The organism is Streptomyces sp. NPDC079141, assembly GCF_040686775.1.
Taxonomy (GTDB): Bacteria; Actinomycetota; Actinomycetes; order Streptomycetales; family Streptomycetaceae; genus Streptomyces.
In genome coordinates this window covers 1-24,148 of the sequence record NZ_JBFBLP010000014.1, presented here as the reverse complement: position 1 = coordinate 24,148, position 24,148 = coordinate 1, and the positions used below count along the sequence as shown (strand labels likewise).

The following is a 24,148-nucleotide window of genomic DNA, read 5'->3' as shown; positions in this document are numbered from 1 at the left end:
GTTGTGGCGCGGGGATGGCTGCCGTGTGAACGTAGGTGGGGTGGTCTAGTCAGGTCAATGCGTCTGCGGCGGATTGGGCGGTGGCGGCTTTGTCGGGGGCGTTGGCCCGGGTGTAGGCGTCGGCGGCCTCAAGGTAGTAGGCGCGGGCTTCGGCGAGTCGGTGAGCGCGCGAGTGGGCGATGGCCAGGGCATCGAGGGTCTGGCCCGTCCCGTACCAGTCCTCGAACTGGCGGCAGATCTCCAGGTCCATGGAGTACGCCTTGATCGCGTCCTCGATCCGGCCCGTTGCCAGCATCACATTGCCGAGGTTGTGGAGCGCCTTGCCCCTGCGGTGGTGGTCTCCGGTGGCCCGGTACAGGTCGAGGGCCCGGGTGTGGGCCTCGATGGCCTCCTCCGTCCGGCCGACCGCCTTCAGGGCGCTGCCGAGGTTGTTCCAGGCGTCGGCCTCGCCTCCGGGCGCTGCCACGGTCCGGTACAGGTCGCGGGAGCGGGTGTGGGCCTCGATGGCCTCCTCCGTCCGGCCGGTCTCCCCCAGGGACCAGCCCAGGTTGTTCCACGCGTCGGCCTCGCCTTCGAGGTCTCCCATGGCCTGGTACAGGTCGCGGGAGCGGGTGTGGGCCTCGATCGCCTCCTCCGCCCGCCCGACCTCGTCCAAGGCCATGCCCAGGTCGGTCAGGGCGCGGGTCTCGGAGTGGAGATCCTCGGCGCGGCAGGCGGCCTCCCGGGCAGTACCGGCAACGGTGATCGCGTCGTCGAAGTACCGTCGCCACTCCAGGTACTCCGCCAGCGACAGGGCCAGCCTCATCGCCCAGTGCGCGTACCGCCCTTCGCCCGCCCACTGCACGGCGGCCACCAGCCCCGCCCGCTCCCGGTCCAGCCAGGCCAGTGCCTGTGGCCGGTCCGCGAAGCGCTCCGGCTCCGCCATTCCGGGCAGCCAGAGCAACCGGGTGTTGGCCGCATACGCCCACCGCCAGAAGAAGACCAGCAGCCGCTCCCGTGCCTCCTCCCCCTCCTCCCGCAGTTCCGCGTCCCTCGCCACCACACCCGCCCCGAACGCCCGCACCAGGTCGTGCACCCGCCATCGCCCGCCCGACTGCACTGGGGACACCAGCGACGCGGCGGCCATGTCCTCCAGCAGTCCTGTCACCGCCCCCTCGTCGCGGTCGGCCAGCGCCGCCATGGCCTCGGTGCCGCTGTCCGTGCCCGGAGCGAGGCACAGCAGCCGCAGCAGGCGTGCCTGTTCCGGCGCCAGCCGGCGGTACGACGTCTCCAGTACCGGCCTCAGGACGAGGGAACGGCCGTACAGATCGGTGCCGGGGCTGCCGTTGTCGAGGACGGCGGTCGGGTCCCCGGCGTCTCTGATCTCTCTCACCAGTACGGCGACGGGGCGATGCCGCCGTCTGCGCAGCATCGCCGCCGCGATCTGGAGCGCGAGCGGCAAGTGGCCGCACAGGTCGGCCAGTTCACGCAGCGCCGACGGCTCCCTCGCCGGTCGGTCGTCCCGCTCGTCCGCGTCGTGCAGCGCCCGGGTCACCAGGGCCACGGAGTCGTCCGGACGCAGCGTCTCCAGGTCGATCAGCCGTACCGGCAAGGAGTCCGGACGGTCCCGGGAAGTGATCAGTACCCGGTGACGGTCGGTACCGGGCAGCAGCTCCAGGAACTGCGCCGGATCCGAGGCGTTGTCGAGGATCAGCAGCGTCCGCTCCTGCCGTTCGGCGAGCAGTGCGCGATAGGCGTCGTACTGCTGCGTCGCCGTCGGTGGCAGATCGGCACCCCGTACGCCCAAGGCGTCCAGCAGCGCCAGTACCGCCTGGTCCGCGGTCACCGGATTGTCGTCGTACCCCCGCAGGTCCACGAACAGCGTGTCGCCGGGGAACCAGCCCCTCGCGCTCGCCCGGTGCGCGGCCTCGATCGCCAGTGCCGTCTTCCCGATGCCGCCCATGCCGGTCACCGCGAAGATGAGCACCGCCTGTCCGTCCGCCCCCGGCGCGAGCTGCCCCAGCAGCCGCTCCAGCTCGGCCGACCTGCCGGTGAAGCCCAGCGGGCGCGGTGGGAGTGTCGCCGTCGCCCGCGGCACCGGACCGTGAACGGTCCCTCTATTGCCCGATCTGCTTTCCGACGACCGGCCCGTGGAAGACCCCGCCCCGGAAGTCGATGTGGTCGCCCCCGTAATGGGGCCCCTCCTCGGAGTCGGCGGAACCTCCGGAACCCCGGGGCCGGTGCTTGCGCAGCACCCCCACCGCCACAGCCGCCGCCTGCGCGGCCGCGCGCTCCTGCGAACCCCCCTTGTCCGCCTTCGACTTCCCAGGGTTCGCCCGGTCGCTGATCCCGCGAATCACCAGCGCGTCCAACTGCCCGCTCAGATGCGCCGCATGCGCCGCCCCCGCCCCCTCCATCTCGATCGCGTTGGCGTCGTTGTAGTTCCGCCCGATGAACTCGGCGAACGCCGACCTGTCGTCGGTCAGCACCACATCCCCGCAGGCAATCGGCTTCAGGTGCCCCCGGACATCCCCCTGCCCCCGCAACGCCGACCGCGCCGCCTGCAGCAGCCGGTTCGACCCGTGCCAGACCTCGGGCCGCGCCTGAAAGCCCTCCGGCGTCACCTTCCCGCCCTGCACGGCGTACACCTTCGTCCCCACCACGACGTCACCGATCGCGACATCGTCCTTCAGGGCACCCGCCACCCCCACGAAGAGCACGGCCTCGGGGCGCAGCCAGGCGATGATCTGCGTGGTGAGCGCGGAGGAGTTCAGGGCGCCCTCGCCCAACTCGGCGACGGCCAGCGTCCATTCAGTGCCGGCGAGCCGCCCGCGCTCCACCCGCATGCCGTCGTCGTGGACCAACTCCTCCGGAGCCTCAAGGTACGCACGGACGGCGTCGTACTCGACAGCCAGCGCGGTAAGCACGACAACAGTCGGTGAAGTCTGCGGCACGCATTTAAGGTACTGCCAAGCATCACCACCGGGGGAAGGAAAGCGCATGGCGGAGCAGGACGTCACCCTCGGTCAACTCCTCCTCGCCGAGTACCAGACCGTCAAGGACGAGCAGAAGACCCGCATCGGCTTCCGCGACAACCTCCTCTACGTCACCCTCACCGTCGTCGCCGTCGTGATCGCCGCGGCCGCGCAGGCCGAGCAGTCGGCGATGCTGCTCGCGATTCCGCCGGTGTGCGTGGTCCTCGGCTGGACCTACCTCGTCAACGACGAGAAGATCTCCGCGATCGGCCGGTACATACGTCAGGACCTCGGGCCCCGGCTCGGTCAACTCGCCCAGGCGGAGGGGGCGTTCGCGTGGGAGACCGCGCATCGCACCGACGGCCGCCGCCACACCCGTAAAGCACTCCAGTGCGCCGTGGACCTGCTGGCGTTCTGTGTCGTCCCGCTCGCCGGACTCGCCGTCTACTGGGGCGCCGGGCAGACGTCTGCCGGGCTCCTCGTCGTCTCGGTCGTCGAAGCCCTCGCCCTCACCGGACTCGCCTCCCAAGTCGTTCTCTACGCACGGCCGTTCACGTAGAGCGGCGCACCCACCGGTACTGCAGCTCCGGCCGCCCCACCGTCCCGTACTGCGGACTCCGCGCCGCCCGCCCGGCATCGACGAGATGCTCCAGATACCGCCGGGCCGTGATCCGCGAGATGCCCACCGCTTCGGCGAGGCCGGCTGCGGTCAGTCCCTCCCCGCAGTCCCGCAGGGCCACCGTCACCCGTTCCAGCGTCGGCGCGCTCAGGCCCTTCGGCAGGGCCGCCGGACCCGGTGCGCGCAGGGTCGCCAGGGCCCGGTCGACCTCGTCCTGGCCGCTCGCCTCGCCGACGGCCGCGTGGAACTCGGCGTAGCGCACCAGACGGTCCCGCAGGGTGGCGAAGGTGAACGGCTTGAGGACGTACTGGACCACGCCCAGCGAGACGCCCTCCCGCACCACCGCCAGATCCCGTGCCGACGTTACCGCTATCACGTCCGCGTGGTGGCCCAACGCCCGCAGTGAGCGGGCGAGTTGGAGGCCGTGCACATCCGGCAGGTGGAGGTCCAGCAGGAGCAGGTCGACCGGCGTACGGTCCAGCGCGCGGCGCGCCTCCGCGCCGGTGTGCGCCTTGCCGACCGCCGTGAAGCCGGGGACGCGGTTGACGTACATGACGTGCGCGTCGGCGGCGACGGGGTCGTCCTCCACGACCAGGACACGGATCTGCTGTTCGGTGGTCATACGTCGCCTCCAGAGACTGCGCCCCCAGAAACTACGCCTTCACCTGTCCGTACGGCCCCCGCCCCCAGCGGCAACCGCACCTCGAATTCCGCCCCGCCCCCGGCCGCCGCCGCGACCGTCAGCGAGCCCTCGTGCCGGCTCACCGCCTGCCGCACCAGCGCCAGCCCCAGCCCGCGCCCGCCGGGCCCCGCCGGCTTCGTCGAGAAGCCCCGCTCGAACACCGTCTCGGCGTGCGCGGGGTCCACTCCCTCCCCGGTGTCCGACACCCGCAGCACCAGCGCCCCGTCCTCCGTGTACGCCGTCACCGTCACCCGCGCCGGCACACCGCCCTGCGCCGCGTCCACGGCGTTGTCGATCAGGTTGCCGAGGATCGTCACCAGGTCCCGCGCGGGCAGCGACGACGGCAGGAGGCCGTCGTCCAGGCGGCTGTCCTCCGACACCACCAGCTCCACGCCCCGCTCGTTCGCTTGGGCGGTCTTGCCCAGCAGAAGGGCCGCCAGCACCGGTTCGCTCACCGCGGCCACCACCTGGTCGGTCAGCGCCTGGGCCAGTTCCAGTTCGGCGGTGGCGAAGTCGACGGCCTCCTCGGCCCGGCCCAGCTCGATCAGCGAGACGACCGTGTGGAGGCGGTTGGCCGCCTCGTGCGCCTGTGAGCGCAGCGCCTGAGTGAAACCCCGTTCGGAGTCCAACTCGCCCATCAGCGACTGGAGTTCGGTTACGTCGCGCAAGGTCACGACGGTGCCGCGGCGCTCTCCGCCGGACACCGGCGAGGTGTTCACCACCAGCACCCGGTCCGCCGTCAGATGCACCTCGTCCACCCGCGGCTCCGAGGCCAGCAGCGCGCCGGTCAGCGACGGTGGCAGCCCGAGGTCGGCGACGGACTGGCCGACGACCTCCTCCGAGACGCCCAGCAGTTCACGGCCGCCGTCGTTGACCAGCGCCACGCGGAACTGGCCGTCGAGCATCAGCAGCCCCTCGCGCACGGCGTGCAGCGCGGCCTGGTGGTAGTCGTGCATCCGGCTGAGCTCGGCCGCGTTCATGCCGTGGGTGTGCCGGCGCAGCCGGGCGTTGACGACGTACGTGCCGACCGCGCCCAGCGCGAGCGCGCCGCCCGCGACCCCGATGAGGGCCGTCAGCTGGCCCTCCACCCGCTTGCTGATCTCCTCGACCCTGATGCCCGCGCTGACCAGGCCGACGATCTCCCCGCCGTCCCGGACCGGTGTGACGGCGCGGACCGACGGGCCGAGGGTGCCGGTGTAGGTCTCGGTGAAGGTCTCGCCCCGCAGCGCGGCCTCGATGTGGCCGCGGAAGTGCTGGCCGATCTCCTCCGGCCGGGGGTGGGTCCAGCGGATGCCCTGCGGGTTCATGATCGTGACGAAGTCGACCCCGGTGTCCCGCTGCACCCGCTGCGCGTACGGCTGGAGCCGGGCCGTGGGGTCGGAGGTGCGGATCGCCTCCCGCACGGACGGGGCGTCCGCCACCGAGCGGGCCACTGCCAGCGCCTGACGGCCGGCCGCTTCCTCGGCCTGGCTGCGGTCGCTGACGTAGGTGAACAGCGCGTATCCGGCCACGAGCACCGCTATCAGCACGGCCTGCATGGCGAACAGCTGGCCGGCCAGGCTGCGGGGTCGGGGGACGGGGAAGCGCATGTCGTCAGTGTGCCTCTCCGGTTAAGCATGAACTAAATGAACGGAAGGGTGACCGCCCTCACAGGGCGGGAGATAGTCACGGCATTCCTCAATCCCCCGGACGTGAGCCGCACGCCGGTGATGCCGACGAAGACGTCAAGGAGGGCAGCCGTGGCCGCCAGCACCCCCGAAACGGCACCCGCAGTCAAACGAGACCGCACCCACTACCTCTACATCGCGGTGATCGTCGCGGTCGCCCTCGGCATCGCCGTCGGTCTGGCCGCGCCGGACTTCGCCGTCGAGCTGAAGCCGATCGGTACCGGCTTCGTGAACCTGATCAAGATGATGATCTCGCCGATCATCTTCTGCACGATCGTGCTGGGCATCGGCTCGGTGCGCAAGGCCGCCAAGGTCGGTGCCGTCGGCGGTATCGCCCTGGCCTACTTCACGGTGATGTCGCTGGTGGCCCTGGGCATCGGCCTGGTCGTCGGCAACATCCTGGAGCCCGGCACCGGCCTCGCGGTCACCGACGCGGTCAAGGACGTCGGCCACGCACAGGTCGACGCGGAGGCCAAGGACACCACCGAGTTCCTGCTCGGCATCATCCCGACCACGATCGTCTCCGCATTCACCGGCGGCGAGGTCCTCCAGACCCTGCTCGTCGCGCTGCTCACCGGCTTCGCGCTCCAGGCCATGGGCCCGGCCGGGCAGCCGATCCTGCGCGGTGTGGAGCACATCCAGCGGCTGGTCTTCCGCATCCTCGCCATGGTGATGTGGGCCGCCCCGATCGGCGCCTTCGGTGCCATCGCCGCCGTCACCGGTTCGGCCGGTCTGGACGCGCTCAAGAGCCTGGCCGTGCTGATGCTCGGCTTCTACACCACGTGCTTCCTGTTCGTCTTCATCGTGCTCGCCGCGCTGCTGAGGGTCGTCGCGGGCCTGAACATCTTCACGTTCTTCAAGTACCTGGGCCGTGAGTTCCTGCTGATCCTGTCGACGTCGTCGTCGGAGTCCGCGCTGCCGCGGCTCATCGCGAAGATGGAGCACCTCGGTGTCAGCAAGCCGGTGGTCGGCATCACGGTTCCGACCGGCTACTCCTTCAACCTCGACGGCACCATGATCTACATGACCATGGCCTCCCTGTTCATCGCGGACGCCATGGGGACGCCGATGTCGATCGGCGAGCAGATCCCGCTGCTGCTGTTCCTGCTGGTCGCGTCCAAGGGCGCGGCGGGTGTCACGGGCGCGGGCCTGGCCACCCTGGCGGGCGGACTCCAGTCCCACAAGCCCGCGCTGGTGGACGGCATCGGTCTGATCGTCGGCATCGACCGGTTCATGAGCGAGGCGCGTGCGCTGACGAACTTCGCCGGCAACGCGGTCGCGACGGTCCTGATCGGTACGTGGACGAAGGAGATCGACCGGGGCCGGGTGGACCAGGTGCTGGCCGGACAGCTTCCGTTCGACGAGAAGACGCTGCTGGACGACGGCGCGGAGGACGGCGCGGAGGACGCGGTTCCCGTGGACGTTCCGGAGCAGGGCGGCGAGAAGGAACTCGCGAAGGCGTAGGCAGCCCTCCCCACAACCCCGAGCGGTCAGGCACTCCCCCCGTTGGCCTGACCGCTCGGCTCTTTTCTGTGCTCCGGCCAAGGGCTCACGCCCTTGGCCGCTCGGCTCATTTCCCGCTCCGGCCAAGGGCTCACGCCCACGGGTCGGTGATCTCCCGCAGCAGGGTGAGCGCCTCGCGCAGCTGCTTCATACGGCGCTTGCCGAGGTGCTCCTCCCACTCCCGCTCCGCCTCGGCGACCACGGCGTCGGCGACCACCTTGGCGGCCTGGGCCTTCTCCGCCGTGCACACCAGCCGGGCCCGCCTGTCGGTCGGGTCCGGCTTACGTGTCACATAGCCGGCCTTCTCCAGCTGGTCGACGAGGAAGCCGGCCGTCTGTTTGGTGACCTGGGCCTGCTCGGCGAGCTCGGTGAGCCGGGTGCCGTTGGGCCCGATGCGCTGCATGACCCGGGCCTGGGCGGGCGTGAAGTCGTCGAAACCGGCCTCGGCGAGCGCGGCGAAGACACGATTCTCCAGGGCCCGGTAAGGGAGAAACAGGAGCACGCCCGTATTGAGCTCGCTCTCCGCGACCATGACCGCGCCTCCGTCCTTCCTTCGCCTTGACATTGGTCAGAGCCTCTGACTACTTTGGTCAGAGAAGCTTACCACTTGAGTGGGTGGTGATTCCCGTGGGCGTGGGCGTGGTGCTGGGGACCGACGAGCGCTGGCAGATCGTCGACCGGGAGCGGGCGAGCCTGGCCGACCTCCTGGAGGGGCTGACCCCGGAGGAATGGGAGACGCCGACGCGCTGCGGCGACTGGCGGGTGCGTGACGTGGCCGCCCACCTCACCCTCGCGGCCCGCATCACCTACGCCGGCTGCCTGCGCGACTTCGCCCGGGCCCGGGGCAACGTCGACCGGATGATCCACGACACGGCGGTCCGGGAGGCGGAGCGCCCCGTGGCGGACATCGTCGCCAACCTCCGCTCGACCATCGGCTCCCGCCGCCTGGCGCCTACGACCACGCCCCGCGAACCGCTGCTAGACATCCTCGTCCACGGCCAGGACATCGCCCTCGCCCTCGGCCGCCGGCGCGCAATGCCCCCGGCCGCCGCCCGAGACGCCGCCGACCGCGTCTGGACGATGCGCTTCCCGCCCCGCCCCTGGCCACTCCCGCACGCCCGCATCATCGCCACCGACATCGACTGGACCCGCGGCAAGGGCGAGGAGGTCCGCGCCCCGATCGCCGACCTCCTCCTCCTCATGACCGGCCGCCGGGACGCTGCGCGGGCGGGGACGGGGACGGGGGAGTAGCGGACCCTCGGGGGACGGGGGAACGAGGCGGCGGGCACGCCCAGAGCCCGCCGCCTCGCGCCGCTGCCAGCGCCCCGAAAGGGGCGCGGGGAACTGCGCGACCAGCCCCCACGCACCCGCAGTTTCGCGCCGGCCGGGGGTGGGTCGCGCAGCCCGGCGCCAACGGGGTGCCGCCTCTCTTTGGCAGCGGGGCCGCCCCAGGCGGCACTCATGCCCGCAGGCTCAGCGGCTTCATCGGCACCGCCTGCCCGGGTGGGCGCCGCCCCAGGCGGCACGCATGCCCGCAGACTGACGGCACCCTTTTCGGTGCCGGTCGGTATATCCAGCCCGTCCGGCGTTTGAGGACGAGGCCGTTCAGGCCGGCGGGGTCCAGGGGCGGAGCCCCTGGTGGGGTGCAGGGGGCGAAGCCCCGCGGGGGTTCAGGAGGCGGAGCCCCCTGGTGGGGTCGAAGGGGCGGCAGCCCCTGGGGATGGGACGGGTAAGGGCGGCGGGGGCGAGGGAAATCCTTTGACCCGTCAGCCTCGTTCGACCCACCCTGGACACCCCGGTGTGAAACGGTCCGTTCGGGCATACGGAGGTCACGGCATGGGCGAATCGACGGAACCGATCGACCTCGAACGCGTCAGCGAACTCTTCTACGACTTCCTCACCGCCGTCGCCCACCCCCACCGCCCCGACCACAACGACCCCACCCGCAACCTCAGCAACCGCCTCCGCAAACACCTCGGCGCCACCCCCACCGACCGCCCCGTGGTCAAGGCCGCCTACGCCCCCTACGACCTCCCCAACGTCCACCTCGCCCTGGAACGCTGGTTCGCCACCCCCACCCGCACCCACGAACTCATCGGCCTCCGCGGCTCCCAGCACCACGGCGACCTCACCCTCGGCGACATCCTCGAAGCCGCCGACCGCTACGACCGTTTCACCATCGGTGCCGTCGACTACGCCCACCTCCCGGTCTCCCCGGACGAGGAACTGGCCTGCGTCTCCTGCGGCTTCTACCTCGGCACCGAGGCCGACGAACGATTCGCGGTCCTGCTCCGCGGCCCCCAGGACGAGTACGGCCGCAACAAGGTCGAGATCGAAGTCCTCGCCACCAACACCGAGTTCGCCGACCGCTTCCTCGCCGAGATCGACGCACTCGTGCGCGAGCGCAACATCTTCCGCGGCCAGGTCCTCTCCTTCGAGGGCTCGGAGTTCGGCCACGGCCTCGGCCCCTTCCGCTTCCACCGCCGCCCCGACCTCACCCGCGACGACATCGTCCTCCCGGCCGGCCTCCTGGAGCGCGTGGAACGCCAGGTCGTCGGCGTGGCCCGGCGCCGCGAGCAGCTGCGCGCCGCGGGCCAGCACCTGCGCCGCGGACTCCTCCTCTACGGTCCGCCCGGCACCGGAAAGACCCACACGATCCGCTATCTCCTCTCCCACCTCCCGCAGTTCACGGTCGTGATCCTGGCCGGCACGAGCATCCAGGCCATCGGCCCGGCCTGCGCCCTGGCCCGGATGCTCCAGCCCGCGCTGGTCGTCCTGGAGGACTGCGACCTGATCGCCGAGGCCCGGGACTACGGCGGCGGCGAGCAGCCCCTGCTCTTCCAGGTGCTGAACGAGATGGACGGCCTCGGCGACGACGCCGACGTCGCCTTCCTGCTCACCACCAACCGGGCCGACCTGCTGGAGCCGGCCCTCGTCCAGCGCCCCGGCCGAGTCGACCTGGCCGTGGAGATCCCGCTCCCGGACGCGGAGGGCCGCGCCCGCCTCCTCGGTCTGTACGGCTCCGGCCTCGGCCTCGGCGAGGACGTCGCCGCGGAGGTGGTGACCCGTACCGAGGGCACGACCGCCTCCTTCACCAAGGAACTGGTCCGTCGCGCCGTACTGATCGCCGCCGAGCGCGAGTCCGAACGGACCCGGCCGGCGGACGTCCGCGCCGCCCTCGACGAACTCCTCTCCGACCACGACCGCCTGACCCGCAGGCTGCTCGGGGTGCAGGGCGAGAACGAGGCCGAAGAAGAAGCGACGGAGGCGGAAACAGAGACCGAGACCGCGGCAGCGTCAGCCCCCTGACCCCCAGGCCCTGAGCCCCAGCCCTCGCATGGTGATAGCGTCTAGCAAAACCTCGACACTATAGCCACGCAGCCCGGAGGCCACCGTGCCCGAGCCTGATCCCAGAACCCCCCGGGAGCGCTACCGCGCCCAGGTACGGGAAGAGATCAAGAAGCTCGCGTGGGAGCAGATCGGCAGCGCAGGCGCGTCCGCGATCTCGCTCAATGCCATCGCCAAGCAGATGGGCATGAGCGGACCCGCGCTGTACCGGTACTTCGCCAACCGGGACGAGCTGATCACCGCGCTGATCAGGGACGCGTACCGGAGTCTCGCGGACGTCTTCCGTGCGCGCGCCGCGGCGGGAGCGGACCTCGCGGAACTGGCCCGTACGATGCGCCGCTGGGCGCTGGACGACCCGCACCGCTATCTGCTCGTCTTCGGGACGCCCGTGCCGGGCTATCAGGCACCCGAGGACACCACCCGGATCGCCTCCGAGGTCATGGCCGTCCTGCTCGACGCCTTCGCCGCCGTCGAAGCCCTCGAACCTCCGGCCGACCCCGCGGCGGAAGCCCTCGACGCGCACCTCGCCGAACACCGGGACTGGGCCGGTGACCATCCGGCGTCCGCGGCGGCGCTCCGTCGCTCTCTCACCTTCTGGACCCGCCTGCACGGCGTGCTGTCCCTCGAACTCGCCGGGCACTTCACCGGCATGGGCTTCGACGCCGCCGAGCTCTACGCCGCCGAGACGGCAGCCCTCACGAGCCCCTGAGCGCGTCCGCAGCCCCGTCCGCGGCCGCGTCCAGCCGTGTCATCTCCTCCGCGCTCAGCTCCAGTTCCGCCGCCCCCGCCGAGTCCCGGATCGTCTCCGGCCGACTCGCCCCAGGGATCGGGATCACCGAGGGCGACCGCTCCAACAGCCAGGCCAGGCCCACCTGTTGTGCGCTGACGCCCCGCTCCCGCGCCACGTCGTGGAACGCCTCCAGGCGGCCCGCCGCGCCGCCCTCCATCCTCGACGGCCCGTCCAGGGAGCTGCGCGAGAGTCCGCCCAGCGGGCTCCACGGCAGGAACGCCAGCCCCAGTTCCGTGCACAGCCGCAGCTCGGCCTCGCTGTCCCGGACGGCCGGCGAGTACCGGTTCTGCACCGAGACCAGCCGGTCGCCCAGGATCGCGTGGGCCGCACGGATCTGTGTCACGTCCGTGTTGGAGACGCCAGCCAGCCGGATCTTGCCCTCGTCGAGCAGCTCGCGCAGTGCGCCCACCGACTCCTCGAAGGGCACGGCGGGGTCGGGCTTGTGAAGTTGGTAGAGGCCGATGGCCTCGACGCCGAGCCGCTTCAACGACCCCTCCGCGGCCGACTTCAGATGACCGGGGCCGCCCGTCACCGTCCAGCTGCCGTCCGCGGGCCGGCCCCGCCCGCCCTTGGTGGCGACCAGGACATCGGCCGTGTCGCCGCCGTAGGCCGCGAGGGCGCGGGCGACCAGGAGCTCGTTGTGACCCGGCCCGTCACCGGGCAGATGGTAGGAGTCCGCCGTGTCCAGCAGCGTCACCCCCGCGTCCAGCGCCGCGTGCACGGTGGCCAGGGCGCGTGTCTCCTCCGGCCGCCCCTCGATGGACAGGGGCATGGCGCCGAGCCCGATCGCGCTCACGCGCAGGCCGCCAAGTGTGCGGTACCGCATGTCAGTTGTCCTTCCCCAGCGTCTCGGCGACGGCCTTCGGCAGCCACTGCCGTACGTCGCCGAAGGTGAACCCGAGCCGGGTGGCCCGGGCGTTGTCCATGCCGTAGGAGCGGGCGAAGGACAGCGGGGAGACGGCGCCGACCTCGACCGGCCGCAGGACGGTCCGTCCGCCGGGGATCTGTGCCGCTACCGCCTCGCACAGCTCGGCCGTGGTCAGCAGCCCGTGGGAGGCGGCGTTGACCGGCCCGGTGAAGTCCGCGCCCGCCGTCCAGGCCAGGAAGTCGGCGATCTCCTCGACGTGGATGTAGGTGGCGGGCCGGTTCACCGCCGGGACGGCGATCGGGGTGCCCGAGCGGATGCGGTCGGCGTAGTGCGCGAGCCGTCCGGTGAAGTCGTCGTCCCCGCCCAGCACATGGGCGACGCGCACGGCCACGTACGGGAACGCCGGGTCCGCGGCCAGCACGGCCTCCGCCTGCCGCTTGCCCTCGCCGTAGTGCGCTTCGAGGAACTCCGGTTCGTCCCAGGGGAGTTCGAGATCGACGGCGACCGAGCGGGGATCGACGGCCGCCTCCCCGACCGGCGCGGGGGAGTCCTCGTACTCGTACACCTCCACCGTCGACGTCAGCACATACCGCCGCACGCGCCCCGCGAACACCCGGCGGGCCACGGCCGCCTGGCGCGGGGTGTAGCAGACCTGGTCGACGACGACGTCGAAGGTGCGTGAACCGAGAGCCTCCCGCAGGGAGTTCTCGTCGTCCCGGTCGGCGACGAGATGAAGGGCTCCGGCGGGCGGCGCGGCCGAGCCCCGATTGAGGACCGTGACCCGGTCCCCGGCGGCCAGCAGCCGGCCGATCAGCCGCTTTCCGAAATAGCGGTTACCGCCGATGACCAGTACCTCTCGCGCCTTTTCCATGACCATAATTCTCCCGGCGTACATCCACGTCCTGAAGGGGGAACCATGGGAGTTCGGGCCATCACGCCAAAAGAACCACGACGTTCGCGCGGCACCGCCGACGAAACGTCGGTGGCCTTCGACGCGCTGGACCGGCAGATCCTCCAGCTCCTCCAGACCGACGGCCGGATCAAACTCAGCGAGCTGGGCCGCCGTGTCCGCCTGAGCCCCGCGGCGGTCACCGAACGGGTGCGCCGCCTGGAGACGGCGGGCGTGATCAGCGGCTACGGCGCCCAGGTCGTCCCGGCCCGGCTCGGCTACGGCATCCAGGCCTTCGTCCGGGTCAACCCGCACGGCGGCTACAACCTGAAGCACCCGAGGACCCTGGAGCTGATGGAGCGCCCCGAGATCACCGAGGTGCACCACGTGGTCGGCGAGGACTGCTGGATCCTCAAGGTCGCCGTCCATGACACCGTCCACCTGGAGGAGGTCCTCGAAGAGGTCTCCGCCCTCGGCCGCACGACGACGTCGATCGTGCTCACCTCCCCGGTGGAGCGCAAACCGCTGTTGCCCTGACGCCGACGTCAAGGATTACGGTCGGGGCATGCGAATCGGCGAGCTGGCCGAGCGGGCCGGGACGACGACCCGGACGCTCAGGTACTACGAGTCGCGGGGGCTGCTGCCCGCGCGGCGCAGTGGCAACGGGTACCGGACCTACGACGAGAGCGACCTGAAGCTGCTGCGGCAGATCAGGACGCTCCAGGACTTCGGGTTCGACCTGGAGGAGACCCGGCCCTTCGTGGAGTGTCTGCGGGCCGGCCATCCCGAGGGCGACGAATGCCCGGCCTCGCTCGCGGTCTACCGGCGCAAGCTGGACGAACTCGACGCGCTGATCGGCGACTTGCAGGCCGTACGGGCGCAGATCGGCGTACGGCTGGCGGCGATGACGGAAGCGGAACCACCGATGTGCGAACTGGGAGGGCGGGAGTTGTGATCAGGGCAGCGGGTGTGGCCGAGGTGACGGACGCGGACTTCGATACGGAGGTGATCGGCGCGGAACTGCCCGTGCTGGTGGAGTTCACCGCCGACTGGTGCCCGCCGTGCCGGCAGATGGGGCCGGTGCTCGCCGCCCTCGCGGCGGAGGAGGGCGAGCGGCTCAAGGTGGTCCAGCTGGACGTGGACACCAACCCGGACACGACGAACGCGTACAAGGTGCTGTCGATGCCGACCTTCATGGTCTTCCGCGGCGGTGAGCCGGTGAAGTCGATGGTGGGGGCGCGACCGAAGCGCAGGCTCCTGGAGGAGCTGTCCGACGTGCTGTAACCCCGGCCGTACACGAAGAAATCCCCCGAGCAATTGCGCTCGGGGGATTTCTTTGCGTATATTCAATGATTCGCGACTTCAAGGGAATTGAGTCGCAAAGAAGTTCAGTGGGCACAGTATATCCGGGCGGGAGTGGAATTGTCAAACAGCGAATTTCCGGACGATGAAATGCGCGGCGAGCAGGAATTCATCGACGGCCTGTATGCGCGCGTGGACGCCCTGCGCGGTGACACCGAGACCTCCGTCCAGGACGCGCTCGCCCAGGGCAACACGCCCATGCAGGCCCGGCTGGAACGGGACATCCTCGTCGCCGAACGCTCCGGGCTGCTGGCCGCCCTGAACGCGGTCGACGGCTCCCTCTGCTTCGGCCGGATCGACCTGTCCACGGGCATCACCCATCACATCGGCCGCATCGGCCTGCGCACCGAGGACGAGCAGCGCACGCCGATCCTCATCGACTGGCGGGCCGACGTCGCCCGCCCCTTCTACCTGGCCACCGGCCACACCCCGATGGGCCTGCGCCGGCGCCGGCACATCAGCACCGACAGCCGTACGGTGACCGCGCTGCACGACGAGATCCTCGACCTCGGGGACCAGGAGCGGACCGGCCACGAGGACCCGAGCGGTGACGCCGTGCTGCTCGCCGCGCTGGGCTCCGCGCGCACCGGCCGGATGGGCGACATCGTGCAGACCATCCAGGCCGAGCAGGACGAGATCATCCGCGCCCCGCACCGCGGCGTCCTGGTGGTCGAGGGCGGTCCGGGCACCGGAAAGACGGCGGTCGCCCTGCACCGAGCCGCCTACCTCCTCTACGAACACCGGGAACTGCTCGCCAAGCGTGCCGTCCTGATCGTCGGCCCCAACCCCGCCTTCCTCGGCTACATCGGCGAGGTGCTGCCCTCGCTGGGCGAGACGGGCGTGCTGCTGGCGACGGTCGGGGAACTGTTCCCCGGCGTGAAGGCCACGGCGGGCGACACGCGTGAGGCGGCCGCCGTGAAGGGCCGTGCCGACATGGCCGACGTGCTCGCCGCCGTCGTACGCGACTGGCAGTCGCTGCCCGATCCGGTGATCGCGATCGAGCACGACCGCGAGATCCTGATGCTCGACGACGGCCTGGTGAAGGTGGCCCGCGAGCGCGCCCGCGCGGCGAAGCTCCCGCACAACGTGGCGCGCGAGCACTTCGAGGGCCACATCCTCAACACACTCACCGACATGGTCGCCGAACGCATCGGCACGGACCCCTACGACGGGACGAACCTCCTCGACCCGAGCGACATCACCCAGATCCGCGACGAGCTGGCCGAGAACCCCGAAGTCTGGTCGGCGATCGACCAGTTGTGGCCGCTGCTCACTCCGGAGCGGCTGGTCGCGGACTTCCTCGCCGACCCCGTGGGCTACCTCCCCGACGAGGACGCGGCCGCCATCCGGCGTCCGACGACCCGGGCGTGGACGGTGGCCGACGTGCCGCTGCTCGACGAGGCGGCCGAACTGCTGGGCGAGGACGACCGGGTGGCGCGGCTGCGGGCGGAACGCGAGCGGGAGACGCAGATCGCGTACGCGCAGGGCGTGCTGGACGTGTCGTACGCCTCGCGCACCTACGAGTTCGAGGACAAGGAGGACGGCGATCCCGATGCCTCGGAGGTGCTGTCCGCGCACGACATCATCGACGCGGAGCGCTTCGCGGAGCGGCACGAGGAGGACGATCACCGCAGTGCCGCGGAACGGGCGGCCGCCGACCGGACCTGGGCGTTCGGGCACATCATCGTGGACGAGGCGCAGGAGTTGTCGCCGATGGCGTGGCGGTTGCTGATGCGGCGCTGTCCGACGCGGTCGATGACGCTGGTCGGCGATCCCGCGCAGACCGCGGAGGCGGCGGGGGTCGGGTCCTGGGAGGGGATCCTGGCGCCGTATGTGGAGGACCGCTGGGAGCACACGCGGTTGGGCGTCAACTACCGCACTCCCGCAGAGATCATGGACCTTGCGGCGGCGGTCGTCCGGGCCGAGCGGCCCGACTTCTCGCCGCCGAGTTCGGTGCGGTCGACGGGGGTGCGGCCGTGGATCCGGGCGACCGATGATCTGCCGGGGGCGGTGGCGAAGGCGGTGGGGGAACTGACGCCGGCGGAGGGGCGGTTGGCGGTGATCGCTCCGCGCGAGCTCCATCGACGTCTTGCGTCCCGCCTCGACGGCGTCACGGCGGGTGCCGAACCTGACCTGACGCGGTCCGTGGTCCTGCTGGACCCCCGTCAGGCGAAGGGCCTGGAGTTCGACTCCGTCCTGGTCGTCGAACCGGGCCGCTACGGCACGAGCGACCTGTACGTCGCCCTGACCCGCGCGACCCAGCGACTGGGGGTGCTGCACACGGGCCGCTTGCCGCGGGGCTTGACGACGGAGTCCGGCTGACGGTCGGGCTGGTTTTCGCCCCCGCCGCCCCTACCCGTTCCCGTCCCCTGGGGGCTGCCGCCCCCAGACCCCCGCTTCGGCCTGAACGGCCTCGTCCTCAAACGCCGGACGGGCTGAGTAGTCAGCCCCTCCGGCGTTTGAGGAGCGGGGGTCCAGGGGGCAGCGCCCCCTGGGATGGGACGGGTAAGGGCGGCGGGGGCGAGAAAAGCTAGGCCGGGCGGAGCCATAGCGTTGCCAGGGGTGGGAGTGTCAGGTGGATGCTGGCGCCGCGGCCGTGCCAAGGCAGTGGCTCCGGCTTGATTGCGTCGGGGTTGGTGACGTCGCTGCCGCCGTAGCGGGCGGCGTCGGTGTTCAAGGTCTCGTGCCAGGCGGGGATGTCGTCCGGGACGCCGAGACGGTAGTCGTGGCGGACCACGGGGGAGAGGTTCGACACCGCCAACAGCGGGGCGCCCTCCTCGTCGTAGCGGAGGAACGCGAAGACGTTGTCGTCGGCCGCGTCCCCGACCACCCACTGGAAGCCCGCAGGGTCGGTATCGAGCTGCCACAGCGCCGGAGTCACCCGGTACACCGTGTTCAGGTCACGGACCAGGTCCCGGACACCGCGGTGGTCGGCCTCGGCGCCGTAGGCCGGGTCGAGGAGCCACCAGTCCGGGCCGTGCGCCTCCGACCACTCCGCCCCCTGGGCGAACTCCTGCCCCATGAACAGCAGTTGCTTGCCGGGGTGCGCCCACATGAAGCCCAGATACGCGCGGTGGTTGGCGCGCTGCTGCCACCAGTCGCCCGGCATCTTCGACACCAGAGCCCGCTTGCCGTGGACGACCTCGTCGTGGGAGATCGGCAGCACGTAGTTCTCGCTGTACGCGTACACCATCGAGAACGTCATCTCGTTGTGGTGGTACTTGCGGTGGACCGGTTCGTGGGTCATGTAGTCGAGCGAGTCGTGCATCCAGCCCATGTTCCACTTCAGGCCGAAGCCCAGGCCCCCGCTGTCGGTGGGCTGGGTCACCCCGTCCCACGCCGTGGACTCCTCCGCGATCGTCACGACGCCCGGCGAACGCCGGTACACCGTGGCGTTCATCTCCTGGAGGAACGCCACCGCGTCCAGGTTCTCCCGCCCGCCGTGCACGTTCGGAATCCACTGCCCGGGCTCGCGCGAGTAGTCGAGGTAGAGCATCGAGGCGACCGCGTCCACCCGCAGCCCGTCGATGTGGAACTCCTCGCACCAGTAAATGGCGTTGGCCACCAGGAAGTTGCGGACCTCGCGCCGGCCGAAGTCGAACTCCAGCGTCCCCCAGTCGGGATGCGCGGACTTCAGCGGATCCTCGTGCTCGTACAGCGGACGCCCGTCGAACTCGGCCAGCGCCCAGTCGTCGCGCGGGAAGTGCGCGGGGACCCAGTCCATCAGGACCCCGATCCCGGCCTGGTGCAACGCGTCGATCAGGTACTTGAAGTCGTCGGGCGTACCGAGCCGCGCCGTGGGCGCGTAGAAGCCGGTGACCTGGTAGCCCCAGGAGCCGCCGAAGGGATGCTCGGCGACCGGCATCAGCTCGACGTGCGTGAAGCCCAGGTCCTTCACGTATGCGGGGAGCTGCTCGGCGAGTTGACGGTAGGTCAGGCCGGGGCGCCAGGAGGCCAGATGGATCTCGTAGACGGAGAACGGCCCCTCGTGCGCCGGTATCCTCCCGCGCCGTTCCAGCCACTCCGCGTCGCCCCACTCGTAGTGCGAGGCGTGCACGATCGACGACGTGTTCGGCGGAGCCTCGGTGCGGCGGGCCAGCGGATCCGCGCGCAGGGTCCGGGAACCGTCGGGGCGGGTGATCTCGAACTTGTACAGCTCGCCCTCGCCGATGCCCGGCACGAACAGCTCCCAGACCCCGGAGGAGCCGAGCGAACGCATCGGATACCCCGTGCCGTCCCAGAAGTTGAAGGTCCCGGCCAGCTGCACCCCGCGCGCGTTCGGCGCCCACACGGTGAACCGGGTCCCCGGCACCCCCTGGTGCGTCATCGGCTCGGCGCCGAGCGCCGTCCACAGCTGTTCGTGCCGGCCCTCGCCGATCAGATGCAGGTCGAGGTCGCCCAGCGCGGGCAGGAAGCGGTACGGATCCTCGGTGTCCTGCTCGGCGCCCTCGTACGCGACGAGGAGCCGGTACTCCGGCACACCCTGCAGCGGCAGCAGCCCCGAGAAGAAGCCCTCGCCGTCGTCGTGCAGTTCGGCCCGCAGCTCCCCGGCGAGGACGGTCACCGAGCGGGCGTACGGCCGGAAGGCGCGGAAGGCGACCCCGCCGGGCACCGGGTGGGCGCCGAGCACGCCGTGCGGGTCGTGATGGGTCCCGGCGAGCAGCCGGTCACGGTCACCGCCGTCCACGGCGGGGGAGACGGCCGGCTCGGCCGAGGGCTCCGGAACCGCGACCTTCTTGACGGGGGTCTTCTTCGCCGCGACCTTCTTGGCCGCGGTCTTCCGGGGCGCCGCCTTCTTCGCCGCGGTCTTCTTCGTCGTCGTCTTCTTCGCGGCAGCCTTCTTCGTCGTCTTCTTCGCCGCCGCCTTCTTCACGCTCTCCGTGGCCTTCTCGGCCGACTTCGCCGCCTTCTTCGCGACGCTCTTCTTCTGCGCGGCCGCCTTCTTCGCGACGCTCTTCTCCTCGGCCGTCTCCTCGGCCGACTTCTTCGGAGCGGGACCGCTGGACGGGGGACGGGGGGTCACGAGTGGGGCCTCCTGGACGAGGGTGACGAGGGTGGGGTGAGGGTGGTCGGCTCGCCGGCGTCCGCGGCGAGCCGGCGGACCGCCGACAGCGGCACCGGGAGCCAGTCGGGGCGGTGGCGGGCCTCGTAGACGACCTCGTAGATCGCCTTGTCCGTTTCGCAGGCCCGCAGCAGCACGGGGTCGGTACGCGGATCCACGCCGCTGATCTCCGCGTACCCGGAGCAGTACGCGGCCCGGCAGGCGTCGGCCCAGCCCGGCACCGGCAGGTCGGCGGAGTGGGCCGCGTAGTCGAAGGAGCGGAGCATTCCGGCGATGTCCCGCACGGTCGGCTGCGGCATGCGCCGTTCGGCCAGCGGCTTGGCGGGCTCGCCCTCGAAGTCGATCAGCCACCACTGTCCGGCGGGCGAGCGCAGGCACTGGCCCAGGTGCAGATCGCCGTGGACGCGCTGGGCGGTCCAGGTGCGGCCCTCCGCCGCGAGGCCGGCCAGCGCGTCGAAGGCGGAGTGCAGCCCGGGCGCGTACGGCCGTAGCGCGGGCACCGCCTGGGTGGCCGCCTCCAGCCGTTCCACCATGCCCTCGACCATCAGCTCCAGCTGGGCACGGCCGAGGGTGACCGTGGGCAGCGCCCGGGCCAGCGCCGTGTGCACCTCGGCGGTGGCCCGCCCGAGCGCCCTCGCCTCGGCGGCGAAGTCCTCGCCCTTGGCCAGTTCCCGCAGCGCCAGCTCCCAGCCGTCCGCCGCGCCCTGCACGAACGGCTGGAGCACACCCAGCACATACGGCTCCCCTTCAAGTTCCGCCTGCATCCACGCCGTCGGCGGAGGCACCCGGGGGCAGCCCTCGCGGGCCAGCGCCAGCGGAAGCTCCAGGTCGGGGTTGATGCCGGGCACGATCCGGCGAAGCAGCTTCAGGATGAACGTATCTCCGTAGACGACGGAGGAGTTGGACTGCTCGGAGGTGACCACGCGCGGTACGAGTCCCGGGCGGATCTCCTGGTTCCGTTCCCGTTCGAAACGCAGCCCGCCGATGCGGGCCTGGGTGCGCAGGGCCTCCAGGAGCACTTCGGCGGGCCGGGGGTCGTACAGGGCCTCGTACACCGTGCGTCCGGTGAGCGGGCCCTGGTCCACATGACCGATCAGCGCGGGCGCGAGATGGGGCGGCAGCGCCTCGCGCGCGCCTATGAGGAGCTGGTAGCAGTCGCCGGGCGCGGGCGACTGATGGGCCTGCACCAGCAGGTGGTACAGGCCCAGCCGTCCGTCGGACGGCAGCAGTTCGGTGGCCGCGACCAGCGAGAACCCGGTGACGGGACGCCCCTTGCCGGCGAACCAGCGCTGCCGCGGCAGCCACTCCCGCAGCAAAGGGTCCAGCGAGGCGAGCAGGCCGGGACTGGTCGCAGCGGTACGGGTGACGGCTTCCGACATGACGTCGCGTCCTTTCCCCGGGTGGTCGGGGTGTTAGTGATGCGTGCCCCCGGCGGGACGGGAGAAACCGCCCCGACCGGGCTTCCCTCAGCGGAGCGTCACGCGCCCTCTTTGCGCAGCCTGAACCAGTAGAAGCCGTGCCCCGCCAAGGTCAGCAAGTACGGCAGTTCGCCGATGGCCGGGAATCGCACCCCGCCGAACAGCTCGACCGGGTGCCGCCCGTTGAACCTGCGCAGGTCCAGCTCGGTGGGCTGCGCGAAGCGGGAGAAGTTGTTGACGCACAGGACGAGGTCGTCCTCGTACTCGCGCAGGAACGCGATCACCGCCGGGTTCGACGACTGGAGTTCCGTGTACGAGCCGAGGCCGAACGCGGGGTTCTGCTTGCGGATCTCGATCATGCGACGGGTCCAGTGCAGCAGCGACGACGGCGACGACATCGATGCCTCGACGTTCGTGACCTGGTAGCCGTAGACCGGGTCCATGATCGTGGGCAGATACAGCCGGCCCGGGTCGCACGACGAGAAGCCCGCGTTTCTGTCCGGCGTCCACTGCATGGGGGTGCGGACGGCGTCGCGGTCGCCGAGCCAGATGTTGTCGCCCATGCCGATCTCGTCGCCGTAGTAGAGGATCGGCGAGCCGGGCAGGGCGAGCAGGAGCGCGGTGAAGAGTTCGATCTGGTTGCGGTCGTTGTCGAGGAGCGGGGCCAGTCGGCGGCGGATGCCGATGTTGGCGCGCATCCGCGGGTCCTTGGCGTACTCCGCGTACATGTAGTCGCGCTCTTCGTCGGTGACCATCTCCAGGGTCAGCTCGTCGTGGTTGCGCAGGAAGACGCCCCACTGGCAGCTGGAGGGGATCGCCGGGGTCTTCGCCAGGATCTCGGACACCGGGTAGCGGGACTCGCGGCGCACCGCCATGAAGATGCGCGGCATGACCGGGAAGTGGAAGGCCATGTGGCATTCGTCGCCGCCGGAGGCGTAGTCGCCGAAGTAGTCGACGACGTCCTCCGGCCACTGGTTGGCCTCCGCCAGCAGCACCGTGTCCGGGTAGTGGGCGTCGATCTCCTTGCGTACCCGCTTGAGGAACTCATGGGTTGCCGGAAGGTTTTCGCAGTTGGTTCCTTCGGCCGCGTAGAGGTACGGCACGGCGTCCAGGCGGAAGCCGTCGATGCCCAGGTCCAGCCAGAACCTCAGCGCGGAGATCATCTCCTCCTGCACGGCCGGGTTCTCGTAGTTGAGGTCCGGCTGGTGGGAGAAGAAGCGGTGGAAGAAGTACTGCTTGCGGACCGGGTCGAAGGTCCAGTTGGAGGCCTCGGTGTCGACGAAGATGATGCGCGCGTCGGCGTACTGCTTGTCGTCGTCGGCCCACATGTAGTAGTCGCCGTAGGGCCCGTCCGGGTCCTTCCTGGACTCCTGGAACCACGGGTGCTGGTCGCTGGTGTGGTTCATCACGAAGTCGATGATCACGCGCATACCGCGCTGGTGGGCGGCGTCCACGAACTCGACGAAGTCGGCGAGGTCACCGAACTCGGGCAGTACGGAGGTGTAGTCGGCGACGTCGTAACCGCCGTCCCGCAGCGGGGACTTGAAGAACGGCGGCAGCCACAGGCAGTCCACGCCCAGCCACTGGAGATAGTCCAGCTTGGCGGTCAGGCCCTTGAGGTCGCCGACGCCGTCGCCGTTGCTGTCCTGGAAGGAGCGGACCAGGACCTCGTAGAAGACCGCGCGTTTGAACCAATCCGGGTCCCGGTCCTTGGCGGGGGTGTCCTCGAAGGTGTCCGGAACGGGCTCGTTGACGATCATTTTGTGGGTGACCCTCCGATCTGCGGGGTGGACGGTCGCAGCACCGTGAAGACGTGCGCGGGCCGATGACCCGGTTCGAGGCGCACATAGTTGGTCCTGCCCCAGTGATAGGTCTCGCCGGTGAGCTCGTCACGCACCGGCACCGACTCGTGCCAGTCCAGGCCGAGTTGCGGCATGTCCAACGAGACCGTCGCCTCCTGGGTGTGGTGGGGGTCGAGGTTGACGACCACCAGAACCGTGTTCGACCCCGAACGCTTCGAGTACGCGATCACCGCTTCCTGGTCGGCATGGTGGAAGTGGAGACTACGCACCTGCTGTAGGGCGGGGCTCGCGTTCCGGACGGCGTTCAGCTTGGTGATCAGTGGAGCGATGGTGTCGGCGGTGTCCCAGTCGCGTGGCCTGAGTTGGTACTTCTCGGAGTGGAGGTATTCCTCGCTGCCCTCGCGCAGGGGGGTGTTCTCGCACAGTTCGTAACCGCTGTAGACGCCCCAGGTGGGGGAGAGGGTGGCGGCGAGGACGGCGCGGAGTTCGAAGGCGGGGCGGCCGCCGTGCTGGAGGAAGGCGTGCAGGATGTCGGGGGTGTTGACGAAGAAGTTCGGCCGCATGTAGCTCGCCGCCTCACCGGCCAGTTCGGTGAGGTACTCGGTGAGTTCCTGCTTGGTGTTGCGCCAGGTGAAGTAGGTGTAGGACTGCTGGAAGCCGATCTGGGCCAGGGTGTGCATCATCGCCGGCCGGGTGAACGCCTCCGCCAGGAAGATCACGTCGGGGTCGGTGGCGTTGATGTCCGCGATCACCCGTTCCCAGAAGAGGACCGGTTTGGTGTGCGGGTTGTCCACCCGGAAGATCCGCACGCCCAGGCCCATCCACAGCCGCAGCACCCGCAGCGTCTCGGTGATCAGGCCGTCCAGGTCGGCGTCGAAGGCGATGGGGTAGATGTCCTGGTACTTCTTCGGCGGGTTCTCCGCATACGCGATGGTGCCGTCGGGGCGGTGGTGGAACCACTCCGGGTGCTTCTGTACCCAGGGGTGGTCCGGGGAGCACTGCAGCGCGAAGTCGAGGGCCACCTCCATGCCCAGCTCGCCGGCCCGGGCGACGAACCGGGCGAAGTCCTCGATGGTGCCAAGGCCGGGATGGACGGCGTCGTGGCCGCCCTCGGGGGAGCCGATCGCCCAGGGCACGCCGACGTCCTCGGGTGCGGCGGACAGGGTGTTGTCGGGGCCCTTGCG

At 70.7% G+C, this 24,148-nt stretch carries 19 protein-coding genes and 1 pseudogene; 9 read left to right on the top strand and 11 right to left on the bottom strand.

Annotated features, from left to right (window positions below):
• Nucleotides 1–49: 49 nt before the first annotated feature.
• Complete coding sequence (locus tag AB0Q90_RS30410) at nt 50–1,966, bottom strand: tetratricopeptide repeat protein (protein WP_363163310.1); 1,917 nt, start codon at nt 1,964–1,966, stop codon at nt 50–52.
• Between the two features lie 130 nt (nt 1,967–2,096).
• Nucleotides 2,097–2,933 carry a 5'-methylthioadenosine/S-adenosylhomocysteine nucleosidase gene (locus tag AB0Q90_RS30405; protein ID WP_363163184.1) on the bottom strand — a complete coding sequence of 279 codons (837 nt, stop codon included), beginning with the start codon at nt 2,931–2,933 and terminating at the stop codon, nt 2,097–2,099.
• Nucleotides 2,934–2,979: 46 nt separating this feature from the next.
• On the opposite strand from AB0Q90_RS30405, the gene AB0Q90_RS30400 reads away from it, so the two are divergent.
• Entirely contained in the window at nt 2,980–3,513 is a 534-nt protein-coding gene (locus tag AB0Q90_RS30400) for a hypothetical protein (RefSeq protein ID WP_363163183.1), read from the top strand.
• Here the strand turns inward: AB0Q90_RS30400 and AB0Q90_RS30395 are convergent.
• A complete protein-coding gene (locus AB0Q90_RS30395; RefSeq protein ID WP_363163182.1) occupies nt 3,506–4,195 on the bottom strand; it encodes a response regulator in 690 nt (229 codons plus the stop codon). The two genes, AB0Q90_RS30400 and AB0Q90_RS30395, sit on opposite strands and share 8 nt — an antisense overlap.
• Nucleotides 4,192–5,844, bottom strand: coding sequence for a sensor histidine kinase (locus tag AB0Q90_RS30390; protein WP_363163181.1), 1,653 nt, complete (start codon nt 5,842–5,844; stop codon nt 4,192–4,194). The genes AB0Q90_RS30395 and AB0Q90_RS30390 overlap by 4 nt, the downstream gene beginning before the upstream one ends.
• A gap of 120 nt (nt 5,845–5,964) precedes the next feature.
• On the opposite strand from AB0Q90_RS30390, the gene AB0Q90_RS30385 reads away from it, so the two are divergent.
• Nucleotides 5,965–7,386: a cation:dicarboxylase symporter family transporter gene (locus tag AB0Q90_RS30385; RefSeq protein ID WP_363163309.1), complete on the top strand. Its 1,422-nt coding sequence runs from the start codon at nt 5,965–5,967 to the stop codon at nt 7,384–7,386.
• Nucleotides 7,387–7,516: 130 nt separating this feature from the next.
• On the opposite strand, the gene AB0Q90_RS30380 is transcribed toward AB0Q90_RS30385, so the two are convergent.
• A complete protein-coding gene (locus AB0Q90_RS30380; protein WP_363163308.1) occupies nt 7,517–7,957 on the bottom strand; it encodes a MarR family transcriptional regulator in 441 nt (146 codons plus the stop codon).
• A gap of 86 nt (nt 7,958–8,043) precedes the next feature.
• On the opposite strand from AB0Q90_RS30380, the gene AB0Q90_RS30375 reads away from it, so the two are divergent.
• The 3 genes from AB0Q90_RS30375 to AB0Q90_RS30365 all read left to right on the top strand — a co-directional run bounded on the left by AB0Q90_RS30375 (nt 8,044) and on the right by AB0Q90_RS30365 (nt 11,482).
• Nucleotides 8,044–8,676 (top strand): maleylpyruvate isomerase family mycothiol-dependent enzyme, encoded by a 633-nt coding sequence (locus AB0Q90_RS30375; RefSeq protein ID WP_363163307.1) that lies wholly within the window; start codon nt 8,044–8,046, stop codon nt 8,674–8,676.
• A 585-nt stretch (nt 8,677–9,261) separates the two neighbouring features.
• Nucleotides 9,262–10,734 (top strand): ATP-binding protein, encoded by a 1,473-nt coding sequence (locus AB0Q90_RS30370; RefSeq protein WP_363163180.1) that lies wholly within the window; start codon nt 9,262–9,264, stop codon nt 10,732–10,734.
• A gap of 85 nt (nt 10,735–10,819) precedes the next feature.
• A complete protein-coding gene (locus AB0Q90_RS30365; RefSeq protein WP_363163179.1) occupies nt 10,820–11,482 on the top strand; it encodes a TetR/AcrR family transcriptional regulator in 663 nt (220 codons plus the stop codon).
• Here AB0Q90_RS30365 and AB0Q90_RS30360 read toward each other — a convergent pair.
• The gene (locus tag AB0Q90_RS30360) at nt 11,469–12,389 is read right to left on the bottom strand and encodes an aldo/keto reductase (RefSeq protein ID WP_363163178.1); all 921 of its coding nucleotides are present in this window, start codon (nt 12,387–12,389) and stop codon (nt 11,469–11,471) included. The genes AB0Q90_RS30365 and AB0Q90_RS30360 overlap by 14 nt on opposite strands.
• A 1-nt stretch (nt 12,390) precedes the next feature.
• Nucleotides 12,391–13,308 carry an NAD-dependent epimerase/dehydratase family protein gene (locus AB0Q90_RS30355; protein ID WP_363163177.1) on the bottom strand — a complete coding sequence of 306 codons (918 nt, stop codon included), beginning with the start codon at nt 13,306–13,308 and terminating at the stop codon, nt 12,391–12,393.
• 39 nt (nt 13,309–13,347) lie between these two features.
• On the opposite strand from AB0Q90_RS30355, the gene AB0Q90_RS30350 reads away from it, so the two are divergent.
• The 4 genes from AB0Q90_RS30350 (at nt 13,348) to AB0Q90_RS30335 (ending at nt 17,004) form a co-directional block, all read left to right on the top strand.
• A complete protein-coding gene (locus AB0Q90_RS30350) occupies nt 13,348–13,857 on the top strand; it encodes an Lrp/AsnC family transcriptional regulator (RefSeq protein ID WP_363163176.1) in 510 nt (169 codons plus the stop codon).
• Between the two features lie 28 nt (nt 13,858–13,885).
• The gene (locus AB0Q90_RS30345) at nt 13,886–14,275 is read left to right on the top strand and encodes a MerR family transcriptional regulator (protein WP_363163175.1); all 390 of its coding nucleotides are present in this window, start codon (nt 13,886–13,888) and stop codon (nt 14,273–14,275) included.
• Nucleotides 14,276–14,289: 14 nt separating this feature from the next.
• On the top strand, nt 14,290–14,604 hold the full coding sequence (locus AB0Q90_RS30340; protein WP_363163306.1) for a thioredoxin domain-containing protein: 315 nt from the start codon (nt 14,290–14,292) through the stop codon (nt 14,602–14,604).
• 168 nt (nt 14,605–14,772) lie between these two features.
• Complete coding sequence (locus AB0Q90_RS30335) at nt 14,773–17,004, top strand: UvrD-helicase domain-containing protein (RefSeq protein WP_363163174.1); 2,232 nt, start codon at nt 14,773–14,775, stop codon at nt 17,002–17,004.
• A gap of 208 nt (nt 17,005–17,212) precedes the next feature.
• On the opposite strand, the gene glgB is transcribed toward AB0Q90_RS30335, so the two are convergent.
• From glgB to AB0Q90_RS30315, 4 genes and pseudogenes are all read right to left on the bottom strand, one after another.
• Nucleotides 17,213–19,705, bottom strand: coding sequence for a 1,4-alpha-glucan branching enzyme (gene glgB, locus AB0Q90_RS30330; RefSeq protein ID WP_363163173.1), 2,493 nt, complete (start codon nt 19,703–19,705; stop codon nt 17,213–17,215).
• Complete coding sequence (locus AB0Q90_RS30325; RefSeq protein ID WP_363163172.1) at nt 19,702–21,123, bottom strand: maltokinase; 1,422 nt, start codon at nt 21,121–21,123, stop codon at nt 19,702–19,704. The genes glgB and AB0Q90_RS30325 overlap by 4 nt, the downstream gene beginning before the upstream one ends.
• Before the next feature lie 98 nt (nt 21,124–21,221).
• Entirely contained in the window at nt 21,222–22,922 is a 1,701-nt protein-coding gene (gene treS, locus AB0Q90_RS30320; RefSeq protein ID WP_363163171.1) for a maltose alpha-D-glucosyltransferase, read from the bottom strand.
• Nucleotides 22,919–24,148, bottom strand: a pseudogene (locus tag AB0Q90_RS30315) (alpha-1,4-glucan--maltose-1-phosphate maltosyltransferase); the annotation flags it as partial. The gene treS and the pseudogene AB0Q90_RS30315, both read right to left, overlap by 4 nt.

Bases quoted from the DNA above. Each gene is read 5' to 3' on its own strand.
- AB0Q90_RS30400 (WP_363163183.1), top strand. From the start codon at position 2,980: ATGGCGGAGCAGGACGTCACCCTCGGTCAACTCCTCCTCGCCGAGTAC.
- AB0Q90_RS30395 (WP_363163182.1), bottom strand. From the start codon at position 4,195: ATGACCACCGAACAGCAGATCCGTGTCCTGGTCGTGGAGGACGACCCC.
- AB0Q90_RS30390 (WP_363163181.1), bottom strand. From the start codon at position 5,844: ATGCGCTTCCCCGTCCCCCGACCCCGCAGCCTGGCCGGCCAGCTGTTC.
- AB0Q90_RS30385 (WP_363163309.1), top strand. From the start codon at position 5,965: ATGCCGACGAAGACGTCAAGGAGGGCAGCCGTGGCCGCCAGCACCCCC.
- AB0Q90_RS30380 (WP_363163308.1), bottom strand. From the start codon at position 7,957: ATGGTCGCGGAGAGCGAGCTCAATACGGGCGTGCTCCTGTTTCTCCCT.
- AB0Q90_RS30370 (WP_363163180.1), top strand. From the start codon at position 9,262: ATGGGCGAATCGACGGAACCGATCGACCTCGAACGCGTCAGCGAACTC.
- AB0Q90_RS30360 (WP_363163178.1), bottom strand. From the start codon at position 12,389: ATGCGGTACCGCACACTTGGCGGCCTGCGCGTGAGCGCGATCGGGCTC.
- AB0Q90_RS30355 (WP_363163177.1), bottom strand. From the start codon at position 13,308: ATGGTCATGGAAAAGGCGCGAGAGGTACTGGTCATCGGCGGTAACCGC.
- AB0Q90_RS30350 (WP_363163176.1), top strand. From the start codon at position 13,348: ATGGGAGTTCGGGCCATCACGCCAAAAGAACCACGACGTTCGCGCGGC.
- AB0Q90_RS30345 (WP_363163175.1), top strand. From the start codon at position 13,886: ATGCGAATCGGCGAGCTGGCCGAGCGGGCCGGGACGACGACCCGGACG.
- AB0Q90_RS30335 (WP_363163174.1), top strand. From the start codon at position 14,773: ATGCGCGGCGAGCAGGAATTCATCGACGGCCTGTATGCGCGCGTGGAC.
- AB0Q90_RS30325 (WP_363163172.1), bottom strand. From the start codon at position 21,123: ATGTCGGAAGCCGTCACCCGTACCGCTGCGACCAGTCCCGGCCTGCTC.
- treS (WP_363163171.1), bottom strand. From the start codon at position 22,922: ATGATCGTCAACGAGCCCGTTCCGGACACCTTCGAGGACACCCCCGCC.